21 protein-coding genes are annotated in these 25,676 nt (G+C 68.9%); 19 read left to right on the top strand and 2 right to left on the bottom strand.

Annotation, left to right across the window (positions count from 1 at the left end):
* The first annotated feature begins 115 nt into the window (after positions 1-115).
* The 16 genes from HYV14_02275 (at position 116) to HYV14_02200 (ending at position 21,568) form a co-directional block, all read left to right on the top strand.
* The gene (locus tag HYV14_02275) at positions 116-562 is read left to right on the top strand and encodes an Rrf2 family transcriptional regulator (GenBank protein MBI2384819.1); all 447 of its coding nucleotides are present in this window, start codon (positions 116-118) and stop codon (positions 560-562) included.
* Positions 559-1,809 carry an alginate export family protein gene (locus HYV14_02270; GenBank protein MBI2384818.1) on the top strand — a complete coding sequence of 417 codons (1,251 nt, stop codon included), beginning with the start codon at positions 559-561 and terminating at the stop codon, positions 1,807-1,809. Before HYV14_02275 ends, HYV14_02270 begins: the two co-directional genes overlap by 4 nt.
* Positions 1,810-1,823: 14 nt before the next feature.
* Positions 1,824-2,144, top strand: coding sequence for a DsrE family protein (locus tag HYV14_02265; GenBank protein ID MBI2384817.1), 321 nt, complete (start codon positions 1,824-1,826; stop codon positions 2,142-2,144).
* Between the two features lie 39 nt (positions 2,145-2,183).
* Positions 2,184-4,955, top strand: a complete 2,772-nt coding sequence (locus tag HYV14_02260) for a molybdopterin-dependent oxidoreductase (protein MBI2384816.1) — start codon at positions 2,184-2,186, stop codon at positions 4,953-4,955.
* 161 nt (positions 4,956-5,116) lie between these two features.
* Entirely contained in the window at positions 5,117-5,734 is a 618-nt protein-coding gene (locus HYV14_02255; GenBank protein ID MBI2384815.1) for a 4Fe-4S dicluster domain-containing protein, read from the top strand.
* A gap of 76 nt (positions 5,735-5,810) precedes the next feature.
* On the top strand, positions 5,811-6,350 hold the full coding sequence (locus HYV14_02250; protein MBI2384814.1) for a 4Fe-4S dicluster domain-containing protein: 540 nt from the start codon (positions 5,811-5,813) through the stop codon (positions 6,348-6,350).
* Positions 6,347-7,906: a 4Fe-4S binding protein gene (locus HYV14_02245; GenBank protein MBI2384813.1), complete on the top strand. Its 1,560-nt coding sequence runs from the start codon at positions 6,347-6,349 to the stop codon at positions 7,904-7,906. Before HYV14_02250 ends, HYV14_02245 begins: the two co-directional genes overlap by 4 nt.
* Complete coding sequence (locus HYV14_02240; protein MBI2384812.1) at positions 7,903-9,819, top strand: YHS domain-containing protein; 1,917 nt, start codon at positions 7,903-7,905, stop codon at positions 9,817-9,819. Before HYV14_02245 ends, HYV14_02240 begins: the two co-directional genes overlap by 4 nt.
* Positions 9,819-10,439 carry a 4Fe-4S binding protein gene (locus HYV14_02235; protein MBI2384811.1) on the top strand — a complete coding sequence of 207 codons (621 nt, stop codon included), beginning with the start codon at positions 9,819-9,821 and terminating at the stop codon, positions 10,437-10,439. The genes HYV14_02240 and HYV14_02235 overlap by 1 nt, the downstream gene beginning before the upstream one ends.
* Complete coding sequence (locus tag HYV14_02230; protein MBI2384810.1) at positions 10,436-11,506, top strand: c-type cytochrome; 1,071 nt, start codon at positions 10,436-10,438, stop codon at positions 11,504-11,506. The genes HYV14_02235 and HYV14_02230 overlap by 4 nt, the downstream gene beginning before the upstream one ends.
* A gap of 11 nt (positions 11,507-11,517) precedes the next feature.
* A complete protein-coding gene (locus HYV14_02225) occupies positions 11,518-14,427 on the top strand; it encodes a 4Fe-4S dicluster domain-containing protein (protein MBI2384809.1) in 2,910 nt (969 codons plus the stop codon).
* A 3-nt stretch (positions 14,428-14,430) separates the two neighbouring features.
* The gene (nrfD, locus tag HYV14_02220) at positions 14,431-15,819 is read left to right on the top strand and encodes a polysulfide reductase NrfD (GenBank protein MBI2384808.1); all 1,389 of its coding nucleotides are present in this window, start codon (positions 14,431-14,433) and stop codon (positions 15,817-15,819) included.
* Positions 15,809-16,324, top strand: a complete 516-nt coding sequence (locus tag HYV14_02215; protein MBI2384807.1) for a DUF3341 domain-containing protein — start codon at positions 15,809-15,811, stop codon at positions 16,322-16,324. Before nrfD ends, HYV14_02215 begins: the two co-directional genes overlap by 11 nt.
* On the top strand, positions 16,321-18,678 hold the full coding sequence (locus HYV14_02210) for a c-type cytochrome (protein MBI2384806.1): 2,358 nt from the start codon (positions 16,321-16,323) through the stop codon (positions 18,676-18,678). The genes HYV14_02215 and HYV14_02210 overlap by 4 nt, the downstream gene beginning before the upstream one ends.
* Positions 18,675-19,838 carry a hypothetical protein gene (locus tag HYV14_02205; protein MBI2384805.1) on the top strand — a complete coding sequence of 388 codons (1,164 nt, stop codon included), beginning with the start codon at positions 18,675-18,677 and terminating at the stop codon, positions 19,836-19,838. The genes HYV14_02210 and HYV14_02205 overlap by 4 nt, the downstream gene beginning before the upstream one ends.
* Positions 19,839-19,957: 119 nt before the next feature.
* Positions 19,958-21,568: a thioredoxin domain-containing protein gene (locus HYV14_02200; GenBank protein MBI2384804.1), complete on the top strand. Its 1,611-nt coding sequence runs from the start codon at positions 19,958-19,960 to the stop codon at positions 21,566-21,568.
* 135 nt (positions 21,569-21,703) lie between these two features.
* On the opposite strand, the gene HYV14_02195 is transcribed toward HYV14_02200, so the two are convergent.
* Positions 21,704-22,186 (bottom strand): CBS domain-containing protein, encoded by a 483-nt coding sequence (locus HYV14_02195; GenBank protein MBI2384803.1) that lies wholly within the window; start codon positions 22,184-22,186, stop codon positions 21,704-21,706.
* Between the two features lie 76 nt (positions 22,187-22,262).
* Positions 22,263-23,393: a TIGR04053 family radical SAM/SPASM domain-containing protein gene (locus tag HYV14_02190; GenBank protein MBI2384802.1), complete on the bottom strand. Its 1,131-nt coding sequence runs from the start codon at positions 23,391-23,393 to the stop codon at positions 22,263-22,265.
* A gap of 97 nt (positions 23,394-23,490) precedes the next feature.
* On the opposite strand from HYV14_02190, the gene hemA reads away from it, so the two are divergent.
* From hemA to HYV14_02175, 3 genes are all read left to right on the top strand, one after another.
* Positions 23,491-24,561, top strand: a complete 1,071-nt coding sequence (hemA, locus tag HYV14_02185) for a glutamyl-tRNA reductase (GenBank protein MBI2384801.1) — start codon at positions 23,491-23,493, stop codon at positions 24,559-24,561.
* Complete coding sequence (locus HYV14_02180) at positions 24,558-25,259, top strand: Crp/Fnr family transcriptional regulator (protein MBI2384800.1); 702 nt, start codon at positions 24,558-24,560, stop codon at positions 25,257-25,259. The genes hemA and HYV14_02180 overlap by 4 nt, the downstream gene beginning before the upstream one ends.
* A 154-nt stretch (positions 25,260-25,413) precedes the next feature.
* Positions 25,414-25,596: a hypothetical protein gene (locus HYV14_02175; GenBank protein ID MBI2384799.1), complete on the top strand. Its 183-nt coding sequence runs from the start codon at positions 25,414-25,416 to the stop codon at positions 25,594-25,596.
* Positions 25,597-25,676 lie beyond the last annotated feature (80 nt).

Raw genomic sequence — 25,676 nt, 5'->3', positions numbered from 1 at the left:
TCTGGAATTTAACGCCGGGGGCAATCCTGCAACAACAACGCCAGGTTTACGAATATTTGTCACCCACTCCAAGCGGAAATATGTGGACGTTTCGTTGCTACACGATAACGGACATATGAATCCGGATTCGCGGCTCCTTCACCTCCCCCAATCGTCGCGGTACGCGGTCACGGCGATGTTCTACCTGGCCTCCAGGACGGACGGCGCCTATCACATGGTCGGGGAGATCGCCCGGATCAACGCGCTGTCGCCGAGCTACCTGTCCAAGATCCTCCAGCGCCTCGCCCAGCACAAGATCCTCGACAGCCGCCGCGGCGCGAAGGGCGGCTACCGCCTCGGCCGGCCGGCCGAAGCGATCTCCCTGTCCGAGATCATCGCCGCCTCCCGCCGCGTGGACGGCGACGCGATGCCGTGCATGATCGAGGCCCGGGACTGCGACTGCGCCGCCCCGTGCGCGATGCATGAGTTCGTCGCGGAGACCGAGGAAGCGATGTTGCGCCGCCTGACCCGGACCACTCTCGCTGCATTCAAATCCCGCCTCACGACCAGGGAGACGCCATGATCAAACTCGCCGCGCTGTTCCTTATTGTCGCAACCTCCGCCTCGGCCGCGATCGAGCCGCCGAAGCTCGCGTTCAGCGGCCAGGTCCGCGCCCGCGCGGAGACCACGAACGTCGAGGCCTACTCGACGCCGCTCAAGCGCCGGGGCTACGACCTGACCACCCTGCGCACCCGCCTCGGCGTCGCCGTCGAGACGAACCAGAAGGTCAACGGCTTCATCCAGATCCAGGACTCCCGCAACTGGGGCTCGGAGACCACCGTGGCGACGAACATGGCCCTCGTCGACCTCCACCAAGGCTACGTCGACGTCCTCGACCTGTTCGCCGAGCCCCTCGACCTGCGCGTCGGCCGGATGGAGATGCAGTACGGCGACCAGCGCCTCGTCAGCCCCCTCGACTGGAGCAACGTCGGCCGGGCGTGGGACGGAGCGCGCCTGCGCTGGCGCGGCTCGAATTACACCGTGGACCTGTTCGAGACCGTCGTGAAGGACGTCAACATCGCCAAGCGCAACGGCAACTTCTGGGGCCTGTACGCGTCCTGCAAGGCGGTGCCGAAGCACGAGTTCGACGCTTTCCTCTTCGGACGCGATCAGCGCGACGGGACGTTCACCAACGAGCACGGCACCCTCGGCAACCTCAGCGACCGCACCGTCGGCGCCCGGGTCAAGGGGACTCCGGACCGCTTCGACTACACCGCGGAGGCGGACTGGCAGTTCGGCCGCAAGGCCGGCCAGCGGGTGCGCGCCTGGGCGACGGCTTTGACCGGCGGCTACACCTTCGACCACGCGCTCAAGCCCCGCGTCGGCGTCGAGTACGACTTCGCCAGCGGCGACTCCAACCCCACGGACAACAAGGTGCAGACCTTCGACCCGCTCTACCCCTTCGGCCACGCCTACCAGGGCTACCAGGACGTCTTCTCTTGGAAGAACGGCCACGACTTCAAGGGCAGCGTGTCGGTCGACCCGAAGCCCGACTGGCGCGTGCAGGCCGACTACCACCACTTCCGCCTGCACCACGCCTTCGACGCCTGGTACGACTCGACCGGGACGGCGATCATCGCGCGCTCGGCCACCGGCGCCCCGGGCAAGGACATCGGCAACGAGCTCGACCTGCACGTGAAGGGCAAGTTCCGCGAGGTCATCACCCTCTGGTTCGGCTATTCGCGCTTCTTCGCGGGCTCCTACGTGAAGGCGACGACGACGCGCGGCGACCGCGACTGGGGCTTCTTCCAGGCGGCGTTCAACTTCTAGATGAGGAACGAACGATGAAGCTCGGCATCATCATCCTCTCGACCGACGCGGAGACGGTATGGAACGGATTTCGCCTGGGCGTCTTCTCGCTGAAACAGGGCGACCAGGTGAAAGCGTTCCTGGTGGCCAAGGGCGTGGAGTGCGAGAAACTGGAATCGGAGCAGTTCAAGGTCAAGGAGCAGATGCAGGCGTTCGCGGATAACGGCGGGAAGATTCTCGCCTGCGGAACATGCCTGAAGCTTCGGCATTCGGAGGGATCGGAACTCTGCCCTCTGTCGACGATGGCGGATCTCCACGCCCTCATCCGGGAATCCGACAAGGTCGTGACGTTTTAAGAGGATGGGCGCGCTTCAACAAACAGATCTGGAGGCTTCATGGACAAGAAAAACGAAGAGCAGACGGACCTGACGCGGCGCGACTTCCTCAAGGCGAGCGGCGCCGCCGCCGCGGCGTTGGGCGTCTCTCAGCTGCCGGGCGAGCTGGCCGGCGCGGCCGACGTCTCCAAGGTCATGGGCGGCAAGTTCCGCAAGGAGCTCCAGTCTCAGTGCCCCTACTGCGGCGTCGGCTGCGGCACCCTTATCCAGGTCGAGGGCGACACCATCGTCGGCATGGTCCCCGACAAGCTCCACCCCACCAACAAGGGCGTCATGTGCATCAAGGGGCTCAACGCGCAGGAGCCGATCTACCGCGACCGCCTCGAGAAGTGCCTGATCCGCAAGGACATGAGCGATCCCCTGCGCGGCCACGTCTCCGAGAGCAAGGGCCGCTTCGACGAGTCGGTCTACCGGGAGGCGTCCTACGAGGAAGCCGAGGAGCTCGTCACCAAGCGCATGGCCGAGATCATCAAGGCCGAGGGCGGCGGCGCGGTCGGCCTCAACGGCTCCGGCCAGCTGACCATGGAGGCGCAGTGGATCGAGAACGTCCTGATGAAGGGCGTCATCGGCTCCAACTCCATCGAGGCCAACGCCCGCATGTGCATGACCTCGGCCGCCACGGGCTACTTCGCCTCCTACGGCTCCGACGCCCCGCCCACCTCCTACGACGACATCGAGCAGGCCGACTTCATCTCGTTCTGGGGCCACAACGCCCGCGAGGCGCACCCGATCCTGTTCTGGCGCGTCGCCGACCACAAGCGCGACAAGGGCATCCCGACCTTGGTCTCCGATCCGCGCCGCACCGGCACCGTGCAGGGCCTGGAGGAGATCGACCCGCGCACGTCCTTCCACTTCCAGACCATCAACGGCGACATCTCGTACCTCAACGCCATCGCCCACGTGATCATCACCAAGTACCCCGAAGCCGTAATGCCCGAGGCGTGGCTCGAGAAGCACGTCGACGGCTGGCGCGAGTACGTCGCGGGGATCAAGGAGCGCTACTCCCCCCAGCAGGTCGTCGCCAACCTCAAGCCCATCGACCGTGGCCGGGTCACCGTCGAGCAGATCGAGAACATCGGCAAGCTGTTCGCCGAGGCCTCGATCAAGGGCCGCAAGCGCGGCAAGGGCGGCTGCCTCACGTTCTGGGGCATCGGCTACAACCAGCACATCCACGGGCAGCACAACACCATCTCGATCATCAACCTGCACCTGCTCACCGGCAACCTCGGTCGCCCGGGCTGCGGCTCCCACTCGCAGACCGGCCAGCCGAACGCGATGAGCGAGCGCCTGATGGGCGGCCTGACCGGGCGCCTGCCGTTCAACAAGGGCCTCGACAACGAGGGCTGGCGCACGCACATGAACAAGGCCTGGCGCCTGCCGGAAGGGCGCCTGGACCTGACCTTCAAGCAGAAGCCGACGATGGTCATCCCGATGATGGAGCGCGCGCTCAAGGGCGACCTCAAGGCGATGTTCTGGATGTACACGACCCACGTGCACATGCCCGACCTGAACACCTTGGTGCGGCCGGCGCTGACCAAGATGTTCGTCGTCGTGCAGGACATCTACCGCCACGCGCCGAACCTGCTGTACGCCGACGTCGTGTTCCCGGCAATCACCTGGGGCGAGTGGACCGGAGGCACCTACATCCAGAGCGAGCGGCGCCTCTACGTTTGCGACGGCGTCATGGTCGGCAAGAACGAGAAGGGCCAGCCGCTGATGGAGGCACTGCCCGACATGGACCTGGCCATCGACAAGTCGAAGTCGCTGGCGAAGGCGCTGGGCCTCGACGCGGAAAAGATTTTTCCATACAAAAAAACTCTCAAGAACAAGTACGGCCAGAGGTTCTACGACCCCGAGGACGTGTTCCGGGACATCGTGAAGGCGTCGAAAGGCTCGGACGCGGACCTGACCGGCATGCTCGAGGTCGAGAAGCGCGACGGCATCGGCCTGTACGAGCAGATGCGCCGCCTGCGCGGCATCCAGTGGCCCGCGCCGACCTACGACATCGCGCGCAAGGGCGGCACGCCGCGGCGCTACATCGGCCAGGAAGGCTGGGCCGGCCAGCCGTACGGGGCCTTCGCCCACGCCAGCGGCAAGGCGAAGTTCAAGCTGTGCGAGCAGGACTACTCGGTCCTCAAGGAGACCTGCGGCAAGATGATGACCTTCGGCGAGGCCGTCGGCCTCAAGAAGCGGGAGGGCGCTTCGAACGCGGAGATGCTCGCGGCGGCGGAGAAGCAGACCTTCTTCACGGACAACATGGACATCCTGATCAAGGCCCGCGACAACGCCCTGCCCCCGGAGATCCCCGACCTCGACTTCTACGACGACGCGACGAAGACGCTCGAGGACGCCGCCAAGGAGAACAAGTACCCGTTCTGGCTCGGGCTGGGCATCGTCTACGAGCACTTCCACTCCGCCAAGACCATCCAGGGCCCGACGACGCTCAAGCTCGTGCCCGAGCAGTACGTCGAGGTCAGCCCCGAGGACGCCAAACGCTGGGGCCTCGAGGACGGCGAGAAGGTCCGCATCGTCACGCGCCGCGGCTCCTACGAGGGCCGCGTCTCGGTCGGCACGGACTCGATGGTCAAGCCGGCGCGCTCGCAGGTGCCCGCCGGCTACATGTTCAGCCCGTGGAACCTCTCGGTGGCCGACAGCTCCGACCCCGCGAAGAACCGCTGGCTGGTCAACGCCGCGAGCCACCGCGCCTGGGACCCCGTCTCAGGCCAGGCCGACTACAAGAAGCTGGCCATGCGCCTGGAGAGGATCGCCTAAGAGACCTACGACTATCCTCAAGGATAGTCCGTCGAGAAACAAATGAACCACAAAGACACTAAGGCACGAAGGACGGCAACGGCGGGAAGGTTAACGTCGATGTTAAATCCCTTCCTTTCGTTCTTTGTGGCTTTGTGTCTTTGTGGTTCAAATCCGTTCATATGAAAGAAGTCAGCAGGCGGGAGTTTTTGAAGAACGCGGCGGCGACCGGAGCGGCCTTGGCCGCCGGGGCCGTGCTGCTGCGTCCCGCCGCGGCCGAGGCGGGCGTCATCCGCCCGCCCGGCGCCTTGGAGAAGGACGAGTTCCTGTCGCGCTGCATCCGGTGCGGGCGCTGCGGGGACGCGTGCCCGAGCCAGGCGATCATGATGTTCACCGAGGCCAACGGCGAGAAGTACTCGCTCAAGCCCGGGCCGGGGGACGACGGCACGCCGATCGTCTTCCCCCGTCAGCAGGCCTGCAACCTGTGCCAGAAGGTGGGCGGCGAGTACCTGCGCTGCACCGAGGCCTGCCCGACGGGAGCGCTGACCAAGCTCCTGAAGAGCGAGGTGACGACGAAGGTGCGCATGGGCACGGCGAAGCTCGACAAGAACCTGTGCTACTCCTACAACAACAAGACCTGCGGCGTCTGCATACGCGCCTGCCCCTTCCAGGGCACGGCGATGAAGACCGGCCAGGGCGAACGCCCAATCTTCGACGAGGACTTCTGCGTCGGCTGCGGTCTGTGCGAGCGCTCCTGCATCCGCTATCCGCAGGCCATCATGGTGGTCGCCCATGTCTGAGAGAGCCATGACTCGCCGGGAAGCGCTCATCCGTTCCGCGGCCGCCGCCGCCGGAGGCGGCTTCCTGCTGAGCCTGATGCGCTGCGGCGAGAGCGTGCCCGCGTCGAACGTCCCCCCGGACCTCGCGCGCCGCGGCCTGCTGCGTCCGCCGGGCGCCGTCGAGGAGGGAGAGTTCCTCGCCCGCTGCATCCGCTGCCAGCGCTGCGCCGAGGTCTGCGAGACCGACGCCATCCTGTTCGCGCCGCGCGCGGCGGGGCGCGCGGCCCACACCCCGTACATCGTCCCCGAGGACTCGGCCTGCGACCTGTGCCTGGCCTGCGGCAAGGCCTGTCCCACAGGAGCACTAAAACCGCTTCGATATATGGCCGACGCGCGCATGGGCGTGGCGGTCGTCGACAAGCGCCTGTGCGTCAGCCACAACGGGACCGGCGTGTGCGGCGCCTGCTTCACGATCTGCCCGCTCAAGGGCAAGGCCATCACCCAGGGCAAGCACAACGCGCCCGCGGTCGTCGACGAGCACTGCGTCGGCTGCGGCCTGTGCGAGGAAGCCTGCATCGTCAAGGACAGGATCGACGGCCGCGCGATCCGCGTGCAGAGCGGGAGGGCCTGGTCATGAGAGGCCTGATCTGGCCCCGCCGGCGCGCGGTGCAGGTCCTGGTGCTGGCCTCCGTCCTCCTATTCCCCTTCGTCGCGCGCTACGGGCATTACCTATGGGCGCGGCAGACCGAGAAGATGCTCGAGCTCTGGGGGAACAGCACGGCCGGCCTGCTCCTGCGCGCCACCGACACGCTGATGCGCGCGGGCCTGCCGATGGAGGAGTCGGGCGTCGTCGGGCGGCGCCCGCGCAAGGCCCTGCTCGTCCGCGCGGACCGGTTCGTCGGCTCGATCCCCTGGTCGGCGCGCGTGTTCGGCCTGTCCGTGACCGACCTGCTCGCCGCGGCGGAGAGCGCCTTCGCCACGCGCAGCCTGGTGTCGGTGCTCGCCGCCGGCGCCGTCCTGCCCCTCCTCGCCACCTTGCTGCTCGGCCGCGTCTACTGCGGCTGGATATGCCCGGTCGGCCTGCTGATGCCCCTGATCCGGCGCCTGCGCTCGGTGCTCGCCTTCCTCGAGCTTCCCGTCCACGACGTCCGCTTCTGGAAGGGCAACAAGTACGCCTTGCTCGGCGCCGCCGCCTTGATCGGCCTGATCGGCGGCCTGCCGCTGCTGCACTACATCTATCCCCCGGCGATCATCAGCCGCGAGGCGCACTCCTTCGCCACCGTGCTCTTCGACCGCGCCGAGTCCGGCCGCTTCGGGTTCCCCTGGGGCTTCTTCTCCGGCGGGATGATCTTCCTCGGCCTCGTCGCGCTCGTCGAGGTCGCGGTCGCGCCCGGCTTCTGGTGCGCCTCCCTGTGCCCCGGCGGCGCGCTGTACAGCGCGCTCTCCCGGTGGAAGCTGCTCCGCGTCAAGCGGACGAAGTCGGCCTGCATCGACTGCGTGCTCTGCGACAAGGCCTGCCCGATGCAGCTTCAGCCGATGACGGACAAGACGGGCGGCGAATGCGACTCCTGCGGCGTCTGCGTCGACGCCTGCCCGACGAAGGCGCTGTCCTTCCGCTTCTCGCGATCCGACGCCGCCTTGCTGGCGTTGTTCGCGCTTTTCTTGAGCGCGCCGGCCCGCGCGCACCACATCATCGGCCTGCCGCACTACGCCTACGACAAGTCCTTCCCCCAGGCGCCGGTCCTGCGCCTGCGCGAGAAGCTCGGGCCCTACGAGGTCGTCCTGACCGGCTATCCGGGCAATCCCAAGGCCGGAGAAAAATCCGAGCTGCACGTCTACGTCAACGACCCCGCGACGAACACTCCCTATGAGAAGCAGGTCCTCCTGGAGGCCTACCGGATGAAGGCCTTCGGCTTCCAGGAGAAGATCGCCGACGCGCGCGAGGGCCTCGTGGAGATGGGCCTGCACAAGTTCCACGTCGTGTACCCCCTCGAGGCCAACTACGAGGTCGTCCTCGTCCTGCCCGGCCTGGACGGCTCCTCGACCTTGCGCTTCCCCCTCGTCGTCGGCGAGCCCGGCTCGCCGTGGCGGGACCTCGCGCTGTTCGGAGGCGGGTTCCTGGCTTTGATCGTCGTGGTCCGCGCCGTGAAGATCAAGCGGGCGCGCGCCGCCTTGCGGGAGAAAGCCGCGTGAACCCGATCATCTCCCCCTCGCGCCAGGCCGCCCTCGAGCCGGCGAAGAAGACGTTCGGCTGGAGCGGACGCCTGGCCCTCCTGCTGCCCTACGCCCTCGGCCTCCTCGTCCTCGGCCTCATCGTCTCGGACCTCGGCCGCACGGGCTCGACCGTCTACGTGGACGCCAACGAGATGGCCCGCACCGCGACGGACGCGCGGGCCTCGGGGACTTATCCCCAAGATTCCACCGGTGGAAAAATGGGAATAACTCAGCCCGCCGAGGACTCCGTCGCCGTGGATCCCGTCTGCGGCATGACGGTGCGCGGAGCCGGCGCCGAGAAGGCGGTCTTCGAGGGCAAGGTGTTCCATTTCTGCAGCACCTACTGCCGAACGACGTTCCTCGACAAGCCCTCCGATTACGCCGCGGCCGCCCTCGTTCCGCGCCTCAGCCACACGATGCGGGGCATCCCCACGCGGATGTACCAGTGGGCCCTCATCCTGATCCTGATCCTGTCCTTCGGAGTGATCGAGTTGTTGACCGGAAACGGCGAAGGGACGGGACCGATGGCGGCGCGTTGGAATCTAACGTCCTGGGCGCCCCTGCGACGGCTCCTGGCCTCGAACTTATTTCCCTTCCTGCCGAGGATCTTTACGGCAACCCTTTTCATACTTGTGATCGCCGCCGGCCTGTTCGGAAACCAGAACCCGGCGATGAACATCGCTCCCCTCCTCACCTGGACGGTGTGGTGGACGGGCCTGATCTTCGCGGTGCTGTACCTCGGCAAGGGCTGGTGCACGGTGTGCCCGTGGGACGCGCTGGCCGGCTGGGCCGCGCGCCTCGACGCGCGCCTGGACCTCCCCTGGCCCAAGGCCCTGCGCGGCATCTGGCCCGCCGTCGGGCTTTTCCTCGCCCTGACCTGGGTCGAACTCGGCATGGGCATCACCCTGATCCCTCGCGCCACCGCCTGGGTCGCGCTCGCCATGCTCGGCATGGCCATGGCGTCCGCCTTCCTGTTCGAGCGCAAGTCCTTCTGCCGCTACGCCTGCCTCGTCGGCCGCGTCTCCGGCCTGTACGCGCTGTTCTCGAGCGTGGAGATCCGCGCGACGCAGCCCACGTGCGCCGGCTGCGGCACGGCCTCCTGCTATACGGGCACCTCGCGCGGCGACGCCTGCCCGACCTTCGAGTACCCGCGGGCCATGAAGCTCAACACGTACTGCACGATGTGCGCGGAGTGCTTCAAGACGTGCCCGTCCGGGAGCATGGCGCTGAACCTGCGGCCGTGGGCGGCGGACTTAGTCGTCGAAGGCAAGCCGCGCATGGACGAGGCGGCGCTCGCCTTGATCCTGCTGTCGATGACCGCCTTCCACGGCCTGACCATGACCCCGACCTGGGTCGCGCTCCTCGAGACGACGAAGGCGGCGACCGGCCTCTCCTTCATGGGGGCCTTTTCCCTGCTGATGGCCGTCTTCCTGATCCTGCCCATCCTCGTCTACGCCGCGCTGGCGGCCGTCTCGGCGGCCTGGGCGCGCGTCGCGTACCGCGACGTCGCCCTGCGCTTCGCCTACGCTTTGCTCCCCATCGCCCTCTTCTACCATCTCGCGCACAACGCCGAGCACTTCCTGATGGAGGGCCCCAAGCTCATGGCCCTGGTCTCCGACCCGTTCGGCTGGGGCTGGAACGTCTTCGGCACCGCGCGCTGGGCCGCGCCGCCGCTGGTCTCGCTCGAGGGTCTGTGGCGCATACAGGTCCTGTTCGTCCTCGTCGGCCACCTGTACAGCCTGTGGATCACCGCGCGCACGGCGCGCCGCCTCGCCTCGGGGCGCGGCGCGCTCGCCGTCCAGGTCCCGATGCTCATCGCGATGGTCGCCTTCAGCTGGGCCAGCCTGTGGCTGCTCAAGCAGCCGATGGAGATGCGCCTCTCGGGAATGTGATGAGCGACCTCGACAACGCCTGCTCGCGACGGGACTTCTTCTCGGCCATGTTTAAGGAATTGGCCGGCGCCGCCGGGACGGTGGCCTCGTCCCTCGGCGACAAGCTGGACCTCCTCGATGACACGAGCGGGAAAAAGATCGCCGCCCCCGCCAAGCCCTTCGTGCGCCCCCCCGGAGCCGTCGCGGAGGCCGCGTTCCTCTCCCTTTGCACGCGCTGCGACGACTGCGTCAAGGCCTGCCCGGAGTGGGTCGTGCGCAAGACCGGCCCGGAGTTCGGCTCGCGCCTGGAAGGCTACCCGATGCTGATGCCCGCGCAGAACCCCTGCGTGTTCTGCGACGGCCTTCCCTGCGCCGTCGCGTGCAAGACCGGCGCTTTGGTCGCGCCCGCCCCCGGCGCGAGCGTCCGCGTCGGCCTGGCCGTCGTCGACAACGCGCGCTGCTACATGGGCCAGGGCCAGCCCTGCGACTACTGCGTCAAGGAATGCCCCGTGAAGCCCAAAGCCGTCTCCGTGACGGCGCGGGGACTTTCCGCCGGCGTGAACGCCGAGCTCTGCACCGGCTGCGGCGAATGCGCCCAGATCTGTCCCGCCAACGCGATCTCAATCGAGGCCATGCGATGATCAAACTCCTGCTCCTGTCGGCGCTCTTCTCCCACGCGGCCGAGGCCCCCACCCAGTTCCAGAAGGACGCCGCCCTGTTCCAGGCCAAGTGCGCCAAGTGCCACACCGTCGGCCGCGGCGACCGCGTCGGGCCCGACCTCAAGGGCGTGACCGAGCGCCGGGAGAAGGCGTGGCTCGTCGGCTTCATCACCCAGACGGCGACCTACCTCGACAACGACGCGGAGGCCAAGAAGCTCCTGGCCAAGTTCAACGGCGTGCGCATGGAGACGACCGGCATGAGCGCGGCCCAGGCCGAAGGCCTGCTGAGCTACGTCGACGCGGCGTCCAAGGGGCCCGTCGGCCCGGAGGAGGAGCCGGAGCCCGCGGTCGAGGACCCGGCGTCCAAGGTGCGCATCCCCGTCGAGGGACGCGGCCCCTGGCTGCCGGGGATCGCGCTGGCCTTGCTGCTCCTGGCGCTGGCCGTCGGGACCTGGCAGGCCGGCTTCGCCGCGCCCGCCGCCGCCCTCCTCGCTTTCTCCGCGGGCGCCGGCTATTGGAGCCTGGGGGGCCGCCAGTATCACCGCCTGCTGGGCGACCAGCAGGGCTTCGCCCCCGTCCAGCCGATCGCCTACTCGCACGCGACGCACGCCGGCAAGCTCAAGATCGACTGCCTGTACTGCCACTACGGCGCCGCGCGCAGCGACGTCGCCGGGGTCCCGCCGGTCTCGGTGTGCATGAACTGCCACAACGCCGTGCGCAAGACCGCCGGCGCCGCCGAGCCCGACCCCGGGATCGCGAGGATCGTCGCCGCCTGGGAGACGCGCCTGAGCAGCGCGCCGAGGTCCGTGGAGTGGACGAGGATCCACGACCTCCCCGACTTCGTCCACTTCTCCCATCGCGTCCACGTGGCCAACGACATCCGCTGCCAGGAGTGCCACGGGCCGGTCCAGGACATGGCCCGCGTCCGCCAGGCGTCGTCGCTCTCGATGGGCTGGTGCGTCAACTGCCACCGCCAGCAGAAAGCCGCCGCGCCGACGCACTGGAAGCGCACCGGGGGGCCGCTCGACTGCGCGGCCTGCCACTGGTGAGGATCGATATCATGAACGAAGAAGAGACGAAGAAGCAGAACGCCGAGGACGCGGCCGACGGCATCAAGCGCCGCGATTTCCTCCAGCTGATGGCGGGAAGCTTCGCGGCCCTGGCCGCCGGCGGCTGCCGGTTCCAGAAGCCCGCGGAGAAGGTCGTGCCGGCCCTCGTCGCTCCGGAGGAGGCCGCGCCCGGTCAGGCGGTCTGGTACGCGACGACCTGCGGGGCCTGCCCCGCCGCGTGCGGCGCCCTGGCGAAGGTGCGGGACGGCCGGCCGATCAAGCTCGAGGGCAACCCCGAGCATCCCGTCTCGCGCGGCGGCCTGTGCGCGCGCGGCCAGGCCTCTCTGCTCGATCTCTACGACTCCCAGCGCTACGCGTCCCCCCGCCTCGCGGGCGCGCCCACGGACTGGGACACCGCCGACCTCGAGGTCATCCGCGCCCTCGAGCGCGCGCGCTCGTCGGGCAAGGCCGTCCGCCTGCTCAGCGCGACCTGGGCCAGCCCCACGGCGCGCGCCGAGATCGCCCGCCTGCGCGCCCGCTTCCCGACCCTGCGCCACGTCGTCTACGACGAGCCCTCCTTGCTCGCGTCGGTCGCCGCGCATCGCCTCACGCACGGCCGCGCCGTCCTGCCGACCTACCATCTCGACAAGGCCAAGGCCATCGTCTCCTTCGACGCCGACTTCCTCGGGACCTGGGGCTCTCCGGTCCAGTACACGAAGGACTGGGCGGCCCGGCGCAAGCCGGACGCCGAGCCCAACCTCATGTCCTGGCACGCCCAGTTCGAGGCGCGGATGTCCCCGACGGGCGCCAACGCCGACCTGCGGGTGCCGGTCAAGCCCTCGGAGCGCTACGGCACCATCGTCGCCCTCGGCCGCCTGATTTCCCAGAAAATAAGCTGGAGCGGTCCGATGCCCGCCTCCGGGCCGACCTCGGTGTCGCGCTCGACGCTCCTCCAGACCGCCGACGCCCTCCTCTCCGAGCGCCGCCGGGCCGTGGTGCTGTGCGGCGGCGACGACGTCGCCTCGCAGGCCGCGGCCAACTGGATCAACCAGATGCTCGGCGCATACGAGCAGATCGCCGACCTGAGCCGCCCTTCCCGCGTCGCCGAAGGCGAGATCGGGGCCTTCGACGCGCTCCTGGGCGAGATGCGGCGCGGCGAGGTCGCCGTGCTGATCGTGCGAGGCTGCAATCCCGCGCAGGACCACCCGCGCTCCGAGGAATTCCGCAAGGCCGCCGCCAAGGTCGGCCTGTTCGTCAGCCTGGCGGGCCGGCCCAACGAGACCTGCAAGCTGGCGAGGATCGTCTGTCCGGAGCATCACCCGCTCGAGGCCTGGGCGGACCACGACGCGCACGGAGGAACGATCAGCCTTTCCCAGCCGGCGCTCTCTCCGCTGCGGGACACGCGCGACGCGCTCGAGACGCTCGCGCGCTGGGACGGGCGTCGGGCCACGGCGCACGAATCGATCCGCTCGTACTTCCGTTCGTCCGTCTTCCCTCGCCGGAAGAAGACCGGCTCGTTCGAGTCGTTCTGGGAGGACGCCGTCCGCGCCGGCGCCGTCGCCATCGACGACGGCGCCGGCAAAGGCGCCTTCGTCCCGTCGGCGCCGTCGACGCTGAAGGCGCCGAGGGCCCCGGGCGCCGGCTTCGAGCTCGTCGCTTACCAGAGCGTCGCCCTCGGCGACGGCCGCCAGGCCAACAACCCCTGGCTTCAGGAGCTCCCGGATCCCGTCGCCAAGACGACGTGGGGCAACTTCGCCGCCTTCTCCCCCGCCGACGCGAAGGCCCTCGGCCTCGTCGAGGGGCGCGTCGTGAAGCTGAGCGCCGGCGGCGTTTCCGTGGAGCTGCCCGCCCAGATACAGCCCGGCCAGGCCTCGGGGACCGTCGCCGCCGCCCTCGGCTACGGCCGCTCCGGCATCGGCGTGATGGCCGGGAACTTCCCCGTCGAGAAGATGCTCCCGATCGACTTCCTGCCCGCGAGCGGCGCCGACGTCATGCCCCTGTCGGGCGCGGCCGCCGTGACGGTGTCCTTGCTGCCTCGCTTCGAGCGCCTGGCCAAGACCCAGACCTACGACCACCTGGTCGATCCGCTGCTGGGCGAACGCCGCGACCACGTGCGCGAGACCGTGCTGGCGGACTACCTCCTGAACCCGCGCGCCGGCAACCCCGAGGAGGAGAAAGGCAAGAGCCTCTGGAAGGAGCACGAGTACGCGGGCCCGAAGTGGGGCATGGCCATCGACCTCAACTCCTGCACCGGCTGCTCGGCCTGCGTGCTGTCCTGCAACCTGGAGAACAACGTGCCGGTCGTCGGCAAGTCCGAGGTGGCCAAGAGCCGCGACATGCACTGGCTGCGCCTGGACCGGTACTACTCCGGGCCGCCCGACGCCGTCGACGGGAGCCCCGACGTCTCCTTCCAGCCGATGCTGTGCCAGCACTGCGGCAACGCCCCGTGCGAGACGGTCTGCCCGGTGCTCGCCACGGTCCACTCGACCGAGGGCCTCAACATGCAGGTGTACAACCGCTGCGTCGGCACCCGCTACTGCGCCAACAACTGCCCCTTCAAGACGCGGCGCTTCAACTGGTTCGACTACGCGCACGAGGACCTCAACGCGAACCTGGCGCTGAACCCCGACGTGACGGTCCGCTCTCGCGGGGTCATGGAGAAGTGCTCCTTCTGCGTGCAGCGCATCTACACCGCCAAGGCCGACGCCAAGGTGGAGGGGCGCGTGCTGCGCGACGGCGACGTCAAGCCGGCCTGCGCGCAGAGCTGCCCTGCGGAGGCGATCGTCTTCGGGGACCTCAACGACCCGAAGAGCAAGGCCGCCAAGCTCGCCAAGAGCGAGCGCTCCTACCGCGTGCTGGCCGAGCTGGGCGTGCAGCCCTCGGTCCACTACCTGACGAAGGTCCGCAACAAGAGGGTCTAATATATGTCCATCAGCCGCGTCTCTCCGCTTCGTGAGCCGCTCGTCGACGGCGTCAAGGACCTCGGGCAGATCACCCGCGACGTCTGCGACCCGCTCGACGCCGCCCCCACGGCCGCCTGGTACGGCGCCTTCGCCGCCGCGCTGGCCGCCCTCTCCTTCGGCGCGGTGATGGTGATCCATCAGGTCTGGACCGGCATCGGCGCCTGGGGCCTCAACAAGACCGTGGGCTGGTCCTGGGACATCACGAACTTCGTGTTCTGGGTCGGCATCGGCCACGCGGGGACCTTGATCTCGGCGATCCTGTTCCTGTTCCGACAGAAGTGGCGGACCTCGATCAACCGCTCGGCGGAGGCGATGACCATCTTCGCGGTGATGTGCGCGGGCATCTTCCCGCTCATCCACATGGGCCGCCCGTGGCTCGCCTACTGGGTCATGCCCTACCCGAACCCCATGGGCCCGCTGTGGGTGAACTTCCGCTCGCCGCTGCTGTGGGACGTGTTCGCCATCAGCACGTACTTCATCATCTCGGCGACCTTCTGGTTCGTCGGGCTGATCCCCGACCTGGCGACCTTGCGCGACCGCCTGCCCGCGGGCTGGCGCAAGAAGCTGTTCGCCGTCGCCAGCCTCGGCTGGTCGGGCTCGCACCGGACCTGGAGCCACTACGAGATGGTCTACCTGCTGCTCGCGGGGCTGGCCACGCCGCTGGTGTTCTCGGTCCACACCATCGTCTCCTTCGACTTCGCCACCTCGGTGATCCCGGGCTGGCACGCGACGATCTTCCCGCCCTACTTCGTCTGCGGCGCCATCTTCTCCGGCTTCGCGATGGTGCTGACCTTGATGATCATCGCCCGTAAGGTCATGAACTTCGAGGGCTACATCACCTTGCGCCACATCGATGCCATCTGCAAGGTGATCCTGCTGACCTCGATGATCGTCGGCCTCGCCTACTCGACGGAGTTGATCATCTCCTACTACAGCTCCAACCACTACGAGCGCTTCGCCTTCCTCAACCGCATCAAGGGCCCGTTCGCCGGGTTCTACTGGATGATGGTCTTCTGCAACGTCCTCGTGCCCCAGACGCTGTGGTTCGAGAGGATCCGTCGCGACGTGCGCGTGCTCTTCGTCATCTCGATCCTCATCAACATCGGCATGTGGCTCGAGCGCTTCGTGATCATCACGATCTCGCTGCACCGGGACTTCCTGCCCTCGAGCTGGACGGACTACTCGCCGACCTACGTCGAGATCGGGACCTACATCGGGAGCTTCGGGCTGTTCTTCACCTGCTTCCTGCTGTTCTGCCGCGTCCTGCCGATGATCGCCATCAGCGAGGTCAAGGGCGTGCTGAGCTACGCCCGGTCGGGTGAGAACAAGGAGAGCCACCATGGCCGCTAAGACTCTCGTCGGCGTCTTCGATTCGGACCACGCGGTGCTCGCGGCCGCCCGCGCGGCCCGCGAGAAGGGGCTCGACGTCCGCGACGCCTACACGCCGTTCCCGGTCCACGGCATGGACGAGGCCCTCGGCCTGCCGCCGTCGTGGCTGAGCCGCGCCTGCTTCGCCCTCGGCGCCGCGGGCCTGACCTTCGCCCTCGGCTTCCAATACTGGGTCTCGTTGTTCGACTGGCCGATGAACATCGGCGGCAAGCCCTTCGACGCGTCCCCCGCGCTGATCCCGATCGCCTTCGAGATCACGGTGCTCGTCGCCGGCGTCGGCACGGTCGTCACTTTGCTGGTCTTCCGCGGCCTGCTGCCCGGCAAGGCCGCGCCGTTCGCGGGCCTCGGAGCCACCGACGACAAGTTCCTGCTCGTCGTCGACGGCGCGGCCGAAGAGGCGCTGCGCTCCTTCTACCGGGAGCACGGCGCCGTCCGCGTCGAAGCGGTCGACGGAGGCGCGCGATGAAACGCCTCCTCATCCCCGCCGCTCTGGTGCTGGGCGCCGCGTCGGCGCTCGTCCTGGCCGCCCGCCGGGACCTCGCCGAGCCGCATCTGCGCCTGTTCGACGAGATGGTGAAGACCCCCGCCGCGAAGACGCAGACCGTCAACGCGCGCATGCCGGGAGGCCTCACCCAGCAGGCCGCCCCCGCCGGCACCTTCGCCCGCGGAGGGTCCCGCCTCGGCTTCGGACCCTCGGCGGAGGAGCGCGCCCGCGCGGCGCGCGAGCTCAAGAACCCCCTGCCCGTCTCGCTCGCCGGCCTCGAGCGCGGCCGCCGGGCCTACCAGAGCTATTGCCTCCATTGCCACGGGGCCAAGGGCCGCGGAGACGGCGGCGTCGCCAAGGCCTTCCCCGCGATGTCCTTCTCGTTGGCCGGGAAGTCCTCGTTCGACCTTCCCGACGGCGAGCTGTACCACATCATCGCCTTCGGCCGGAACAACATGCCGCCTCACTCGGCCCAGATCCCCGCCGACGACCGCTGGCGCGTCGTGCAGTACCTGCGCGAGCTCCAGAAGACCGAGATCGCCCGCCTCGGCCCCTTGGCGGAGATCCCCGAGGACCCGCGCCGCCTGCACCTCGTCTCCGAGGTCTACGGCAAGGAGCTGTTCGCCGCGAACTGCGCCTCCTGCCACGGCGCCGACGGCCGGCCGAGCCAGCCCGGCGTGCCGACCCTGCATCTCCCGTCGGTGCTCTCCATGGTCGACGACGGCTACTACATCGACATCATCACCCACGGCCGCAAGGGCACGCAGATGCCCGCGTGGGACAAGAGCCTGACGCGCACGCAGATGCTCAGCATCATCCGCCACCTGCGCACGTGGGACACGGCCGCGCCCGACCGCGCGATGGTCCTGGCCCACGCGAGCGACCCCAAGCGCGGCGAGGCGATCTACCGCGGCCGCTGCGCGGCCTGCCACGGCCGCCGCGGCGAGGGCGGCATCGGCAACACGCTCAACAGCCCCACCTTCCTGTCGATCGCGTCGCCCCAGTTCTTCCGCGACATGGTCATCAGCGGCCGCAAGCACACCGCCATGCCCGCGTCTTACAACCTCACGACCGGGGAGATCGGCGACCTCGTCTCCTACCTGCGCGGCTGGGCCCGTCCGAAGCACTCCCTGGCGGAGGTCCGCGCGCTGCTCCCGGGGGCCTCGGCCGAGATGGGCGCGAAGGTCTTCAACGCCCGCTGCGCCTCGTGCCACGGCGCCAAGGGCGAGGGCGGCATCGGCTCGCGGCTGAACAGCGATTCCTTCCTCAGCATGGCCGACGACGAGTTCATGTTCCGGGCCGTCTCGGAGGGACGCCCCGGCACGGCGATGCCGTCCTGGTACTTCCTGCCCTCGCGCGACATGGCGGACGTGCTCAAGTTCATCCGCTCCTGGCAGAAGAGCGCGCCCTTAGCGCTCGACCGGCCCGCCCGCCGCGGCGAGCCTGAGTTCGGCAAGCTCATCTACGACAAGGCCTGCGTCTCCTGCCACGGCCCCGAGGGCCGCGGCGGCGTGGGCGGCCAGATCGGCAACCCGGTCTTTCTCGCCTCGGCCAAGGACGAGTTCCTCTGGCGGACGGTCGCCTACGGCAAGCAGGGCAGCGGCATGCGCGGCTTCATGGAAGGCCGCGCCCTGGGGACCTTGATGTCGCTGAACTCCTCGGACATCGACCACGTCGTGTCGTACCTGCGCACTTTGGCCTCCAAGCCGCGCGTCGACCTCCTCGACCGGGAGTTCCCCGGCGCGTCGGCCGAGGTGGGCCGGGAGCTCTACCTCGGCAAGGGCGGCTGCTCGAAGTGCCACGGCCTCGAGGGCGAGGGCTCCAGCGGCCCCTCCCTCAACTCGCTCGGCTTCCTCAAGGCGGCCTCCAACGGCTACCTGGCCGCGACCGTCATGATGGGCCGGCAGGGCACGGAGATGCGCTCGTTCTCCCAGCAGGGGAACGTGGTGAGCCTCAGCCAGAAGGAGGTCATGGACCTCGTGGCCTTCATCCGGTCATGGGAGAAGGATCCTCCGACCGTCGTGCGCGTGATCGACCGCACCGGCAGCGCGGCCGCCGAGGGCGGCCTGCTCTTCAACAAGTACTGCCTCGCCTGCCACGGCGTCGAAGGCCGCGGCCAGGCGTCGGCGGGCGTCAAGGGCTACGCGCCCTCGCTCAACACGCCGGAGTTCCTGCGCGCGGCCGACGACGGCCTGCTGATGGCGACCATCGCCATCGGGCGCCCGAACACGCCGATGCGCCCCTTCGGCGCGGGAGCCGGCGGCGTGGCCGATCTGTCCGCCGCCGACATCCGCAAGATCGTCGCCTACATGCGCTCCTGGGAGAACACGAAATGAACCGCCGAAGACTACTCCCCCCCGAGGCCCGGGCCGCGTGCGCGGCGCTCGCCGTGCTGGGGGCCGCGTTCTTCCTCGCCGGCCTCAAGCTCGCCCCGCAGCGCGCCCTGGCCGGCTTCCTGCTCGGCAACACGTACTTCCTCATGCTGGCGATCACCGCACTCGTCTTCATCGCCGTCCAGAACCTGGTCGGGGCGGGCTGGCCGACGCTGTTCCGCCGCGTTCCCGAGGCGATGACCGCCTACCTCCCCGCCGGCGCGCTGGGGATGCTGGTCGTGCTGCTCGGGTCGCATTCGCTCTATCACTGGGCGCACGAGACGGCCGCCGTCCACGACCCGGTGCTCCACGCCAAGGCCGGCTACCTGAACCTGTCCTTCTGGTCGCTGCGCGCCGTCGCGATCCTCGTCCTTTGGTGGGTGTTCTCGCGCGCGCTGTTGATGAATTCGCGCCTGCAGGACGCGGACGGGGACGTCGAGCGCACGCACAAGAACAAGCGCCTGTCGGCCGCCTTCCTGGTCGTTTTCGGCGCGACCTTCACGCTCGCCTCCATCGACTGGGTCATGTCGCTCGAGCCGCACTGGTACAGCACGATGTTCCCGTGGTACATGTTCGGCGGCGCCTTCCTCCACGCGCTGGCCGTCATCGCCCTGCTGACGCTCCTGCTGAACCGCGCGGGCCTGTTCCCTCAGCTCAACGAGCACCACCGCCACGACTTGGGCAAGTACGTGTTCGGCTTCGGCGTGTTCTGGGCCTACCTCTGGTTCTGCCAGTTCCTCCTCATCTGGTACGCGAACATCCCGGAGGAGACCGCCTACTACTCGCTGCGCTCCTCCCCGAGCTGGATGACCGTGCAGGCCCTGAGCCTGCTCGCCAACTTCCTCGTCCCCAGCGCCCTCCTGCTGCGCGTACGCGCCAAGAAGGACGGCCGCGTCCTGCTCGCGGCCTGCGCCTCGGTGTGCGTCGGGCGGGGGCTCGACCTGTTCGTGATGATCATGCCCTCGGTGAGCGGCGCGTCCGCCCGGCCCCACTGGGTCGACCTCCCGATCTTCCTGGGACTCGCGGGCGTTTTCATCCTCCTCTTCGACCGGGCCTTCGCCTCCGCGCCCGCCGTCCCGGAAAAGGACCCTTATCTCGTCGAGAGCCTCCATCACCACGGCTGACGTACGGCGACGGATTGAACCACAAAGTCACAAAGACACGAAGAACGAACGGCTTGGAGGTTAACGGCGTACTGCCGCGGCCGTTAACCATTCTTTCTGTTGCCGTTCTTCGTGTCTTCGTGTCTTTGTGGTTCGTCCTTTCCGTCTCTCTCTCGCGCGCGGCCGAGGCGCCGCGCGCCAGTCGTCTCGCCGAGGAGAAGAGCCCGTACCTTCTCCAGCACGCCTCCGATCCCGTGGACTGGCGGCCCTGGGGCCCGGAGGCCTTCGCCGAGGCGAAGCGCGCGGACAAGCCGGTCTTCCTGTCCATCGGCTTCTCGACCTGCCTCTGGTGCCATGTGATGCAGCGCGAGTCGTTCCGGGACCCCGCGATCGCGGCCCTGCTCAACGAACGCTTCATCCCCGTCCTCATCGACCGAGAGGAGCGCCCCGACGTGGACCGCGTGTACATGAACGCCGCCCAGGCCGCCGGCTGGAGCGCCGGATGGCCGCTGAACCTGTGGCTGACCCCGGAGCGCAAGCCTTTCTTCGGCGGCTCGTATTTCCCTCCCGAGGCGAAAGGCGATCTCCCCGGGCTCAGGCCTCTGCTCGCCCGCGTCGCCGAGCTGTGGCGCACGCGGCGCGAGGACGCCGTGCGCGACGCGGAGGACGCCGGCCGCGCGCTCGAGGCCTACACGCGCGTCGAGGCGAGCACGGGCCCTCTCGACGCCTCGTCGCTCGACGCGGCCTTCCGCGCCTACCGTTCCGCCTTCGACGCGGAGCACGGCGGCTTCGGCCCCGCGCCGAAGTTCCCGATGCCGTCCGCCCTGTCCTTCCTGCTCCGCTATCACGCGCGCACCGGGAACAAGGAAGCCCTGGCCATGGCCGTGAAGACCCTGCGCGCGATCGGAGAAGGCGGCCTCCACGATAAGATCGGAGGCGGCTTCCACCGCTACGCGAGCGACGCGGCGTGGACCAGGCCGCACTACGAGAAGATGCTCGGCGACAACGCCCAGCTCGCCTCCGTCTTCCTCGACGCGCACCGCGCGACGGGCGACCCGGCGTTCGCGCGGACGGCCCGCGAGACCCTCGACTACCTCCTGCGCGATATGGCGCGCCCCGACGGCGGATTCCACACCGCCGAGGACGCCGACGAGGAGTATTACGCCCGGACTAGCGCCGCGGCGCGGGCCGCGCGCCCCCGCCCGGCCAAGGACGACAAGGTCATCGCCGGCCACAACGGCCTGGCGATCTCGGCGCTGGCCAAGGGCGCGGCCGTCCTCCGCGAGCCGCGCTACCTGAAAGCCGCGCGGAAGACCGCCGGCTTCCTGCGCGACGAGCTGTACGACGCGAAGGAGGGCAGACTCTACCGCCGCTGGCGCGAGGGCGAGCGCGCGATCCCCGGCTTCGCCGACGACTACGCGCTGACGGCGGCGGGCCTGCTCGACCTGCACGAGGCGGCCTCGGAGCCCGAATGGCTCGCGCTGGCCGCGCGCCTGGCGCAGGCCGAGCCGGCGCGCGATCCCGAGCTCCCGGCCCCGGACCTGGACGCCGAGGACGGCCCGCTTCCCGCCGCCGCATCCGTCTCGGCGATGAACGGCCTGCGCCTGCGCGCGCTCACCGGCCGCCCGGAGTTCGGCGCCGCGGCCGAGAAGACTTTGGAGCGCTTCGCCGGCCGCATGGCGAGCGCGCCCCGCTCCCTGCCCGCGATGCTGTGCGCCCTCGACTTCAAGCTCACGAGAGCGAAGCGCTGATGCGGGTTCGGATGAGGCGTCGCGGGCTTGGCTTCCAGCTAAGTCAACACGCACTCCCATCGATGGGAGTAAAATTAACGGAAACGCAATTGCGCGCCCCCGGCTGATGCGCACAATGGGTTTTTCAGCGGCCTGCTACCGGGCGTGAGCCTTGCGGCGAGCGGGCGCGGGCCGCTTGGCCAAGGTGATCAGGGCGCGCATCATGTCCATCGTCGTCACGATGCCCGCGAGCTTGTCGCCGCGGGTGATCAGGACGCGATGGATGTGGCTGTCGATCATGACCTTGGCCAACTTCTCCACCGGGGTGTTCTCGTCGAGCGAGATCGCGCCCGGGGTCATGATCTGCTCCACGCGGGTGCGGTCCATCTCCTCGATGTGCAGGCCGGCGGCGCGGGCGGTGTCGTCGAGGTCGCGGTGATAGGAGGGAACGCCGACGGGCCCTTCCCGGCGCGTGCGCACGAGGTCGGTCTGGGACACCACGCCGAGGATCGCGCCCACCTCGTCGACGACGGGCGCGCCGCTGATGGACTTCTCCTCGAAGATCTTCGTCAGCTCGGGGACGGTGAGCCAGCTCTCCACCGTGACGACCTTCTTATGCATGATGTCCTTCGCGAGCATAAAAGCCTCCCGGGCGGAGCCGTCCGCCTCGATTGTAACTACGCAACATTTCGACTCAAAAAAGGTCACCGGCCCGTCAGGGCTTCCAGCCCTTCGGCTGATGCCCGCAGGACGGGTCCTCGGCGAAGATGTCCCCGGTGATCGCCCAGGAGCGCGCGCGGGAGCCGCCGCACACCTCGCGGTACTCGCAGACGCCGCAGCGCCCCTTCAGCTTGCCGTGGTCGCGCAGGTCGCGGAACATCTCGTCCTGGCGGTACACCGTCGCCAGGTCGTCGACGCGCACGTTGCCGCGGCGCACCGGCAGGAACCCCGAGGGGCAGATGTCGCCGAGGTGGTCGACGAACATGAAGCCGTCGGCGGCGTTGACCGCGCGCTTGGGCAGGCGCAGGCCCGCGCGCAGGCTGGCGGGGCGGGCGACGGTGCGCTCGACGCGGGCGGCGGCGCCCTCGCCGGCGTGGACCTCCTGCTGCAGCGCGTAGCGGCGGAAATGCTGCCCCTCCGTGAGCTTGACGACGAAGGGCTGCTCCTGGGTCATCTTGCGCAGCTTGGCGAAGCCCTCCTCGAACTGCGCCGGGGTCAGGCCGCCGAGCTTGGCGCCGCGCCCGACGGGGATCAGGAAGAACACCTCCCAGAAGGCGATGTCGAGCGTGGTGACGAGCTCGGCGACCGCGTCGAACTCGCGCCAGTTCCAGGCGCCGAAGCAGGAGTTGATCTGGATCGGGATGTCGAGCTCGCGGGCCTGCTTGGCCGCGCGCAGGACCGTGTCGAAGGCCCCGGGGGTGCGGCGGAAGGCGTCGTGGGAGGCGACGGTGGCGCCGTCGATGCTGAAGGCGAGCTGGTCCACGCCGGCTTCCTTTAGAGACGCCAGGCGCTCGCGCGTCAGGTTGGGCGTCGCGGCCGGGATGGTGCCCATGCGCAGGCCCGCGGACTTGCCGTGGCGGATCAGCTCCTCTAGATCCTTGCGGTTGAGCGGGTCGCCGCCGGACAGGATCATGATCGGGGTCCCCATCGCCTTGACCGAGTCGATGAGCTTCTTGCCCTCGGCGGTGGTCAGCTCGTTGGGATCGACCGTGGTGTCGGCGTTCGCCCGGCAGTGGTCGCAGGCCAAGGCGCAGGAACGGGTCGATTCCCAGATGACGAGGAGCGGGGCCGAGGAGAAGTCGAAGGGAGCGGGCTGCGCCCCGGGGTGCTGGGATATGTTGGTCATGTCTCATTCTTTAGCAACATAACGGCCAAAGACATCCGTGCCGTCAATAAGAACACAAATTACATGGGGTTGGCAGTTCTGTTGCTTGGCAGTGGTCATGGAATCTTCACAACGGATATTCGTCGTCGGGCTCAACCACCTGAACGCCTCGGTTTCCTCCCGCGAGAAGGCGGTCGTGTCCTCTCAGAACCTCCCGGAGATCCTCGCCGAGCTCAAGGCCCTCGTTCCCTTGGACGAGGTCGTCGTGCTCTCCACCTGCAGCCGCGTGGACGTATTCGCGGTGTGCGACGACGCGCGCCGCGGCGGCGACCTCGTCCGCGAGTGGTTCATGCAGCGCGCCGGCGCCGAGATCGTCCCCTCCCTTTATCAGCGCGAGGGCCAGGACGCCCTCCTCCACCTCTTCCGCGTCGCCGCGGGCCTCGACTCCTGGATCATCGGCGAGACCGAGATCCTCGCCCAGACCAAGACGGCCTATCAGTCCGCCCTCGCCCGCGGCTTCACGCGCCGCGTCCTCAACCGCGCGTTCCAGTCGGCGATCGCGGCGGGCAAGGACGTGCGCAGCGCCACCGGCATCCAGAACGGCGTCCACTCCATCGGCGGCGCCACCGCGCTGATGGCCAAGCGCATCTTCGGAGACAAGGAGGGCGGCGGCATCCTCGTGTTCGGCGCGGGACAGACGGCCGAGGCCGTGGTCCGCCACCTCGCCGCGAAGAAGTTCGACAAGATCGTCGTCGCCAACCGCACCGTCGAGAACGCGCGCGCCATCGCCGACAAGCTCGGCGGCGAGGCCGTCTCCCTCGACGCCGGGCTCGAGCTGCTGGAGCGCGTCGAGGTCGCCGTCTTCTCCGCCTCCGTGAGCGAGTACCTGCTCACCGCCGGCCTGATGGCCCGCGTGCTCGCCAAGCGCCGCAAGCCCCTGTTCCTCGTCGACCTCGGGGTGCCGCGCAACGTCGAGCCCGCCTGCGCCAAGCTCGACTCGGTCTACCTGTACGACCTCGACGACCTCAAGCGCATGATCTCCGACAGCATGGAGGGCAAGCTCGCCGAGAAGGACCGCGCCGAGGCGCAGGCCGCCGCGGCCGCGCTCGACTGCCGCGCCGAGATGGACAAGCCGCCGCGAACCGCTCCCGCGCCCCGGGAGACGGCGGCCTCCGCGGAGGCCGCATGAAGACCTTGCTCCAGGCGCCGCCGGCCATCCCCATCCTCCGCCACGCGACGCGCGAGGAGTGGCGGCGCTTCCTGGAGTTGGCCCCGGCGCACGATTACCGCCCGGGCAACGTCCTTTTCTACCAGGGCAACCAGCCGCTCGGCCTGCATTTCATCAGCAGCGGCCGGGTCAAGCTCATCAAGGAAGACCGCGCGGGGCGCCGCCAGATCGTCCGCCTCGTGCAGGGCCCCGACCTGCTCGGCGACCGCTCGTTCTTCGCCGAGAAGCCCTACCGCTGCACCGGGGAGGTCATGGAGGACGCCACGGTCCGCTTCCTCCAGCCCCACCATTTCTGGGCGATCTTCGGCCGGAACCCGGACACGCTGCGCCTCCTCGCGCAGCGCTTCGCCGAGGAGCTCGGCCGCGCCGAGGACTACATGCACTGCATCTCGGTGTGCACGATCGACGCGCGCATGGCCACGCGCCTGCTCAACGCGTCCCGGCGCCCCGACCTCGCGCGGGCCCCGAAGGGCGAGTTCATCCTGACCGAGACCCGCACCGAGCTGGCCCAGGTCCTGGGGACGACCCCGGAGGCCGTCAGCCGCTCCCTGTCCAAGCTTTGCGCCAAAGGCCTCATCGCCGTGGACGGCCGCCGCGTGCGCGTCCTCAACGAGGAGCGCCTGCGGCTGTCGGCGTGCCTGCACGACTCGTTGAATTAGCAACAATCCGAGATATCTCGGCTGGATCTCCTCCCATTTCTTCGGCGACCTCGACGCCTGGACGACGATGTCCTCGGGGAACGACGGGAACACGGCGATGAGCCGCCCGCCGCCGTTATAGAGAAGGTCGAAGCGCCGAAGATGAAGGACCTTGATGTTCGCCATCTCGACCTGCAGGATGTTCAGGCCGCGCGCGCTGAACGGCTCGGGAGGCGCGATCGAGTCGAGCTCGATCGGCACGACGTACGAGCCGTCGGGACGGGCGACCTTCGGCCGCACGAGCAGGCCCTCGCGCGGGACGACCTGGAGCAGATCGAGCTCGCCGAGGAGCTCGTAAGCGGGGGTCTTCGCGATATCGACGGGGGCGGCCTCTCCCGCGGCCGCCGGGACCGCGAGGGAAGCGACGAGCGTCATCAG

The sequence above is a fragment of the Elusimicrobiota bacterium genome, assembly GCA_016182905.1.
GTDB lineage: Bacteria > Elusimicrobiota > Elusimicrobia > UBA1565 > UBA9628 > GWA2-66-18.
This window is presented reverse-complemented; position numbering and strand designations above follow the sequence as displayed.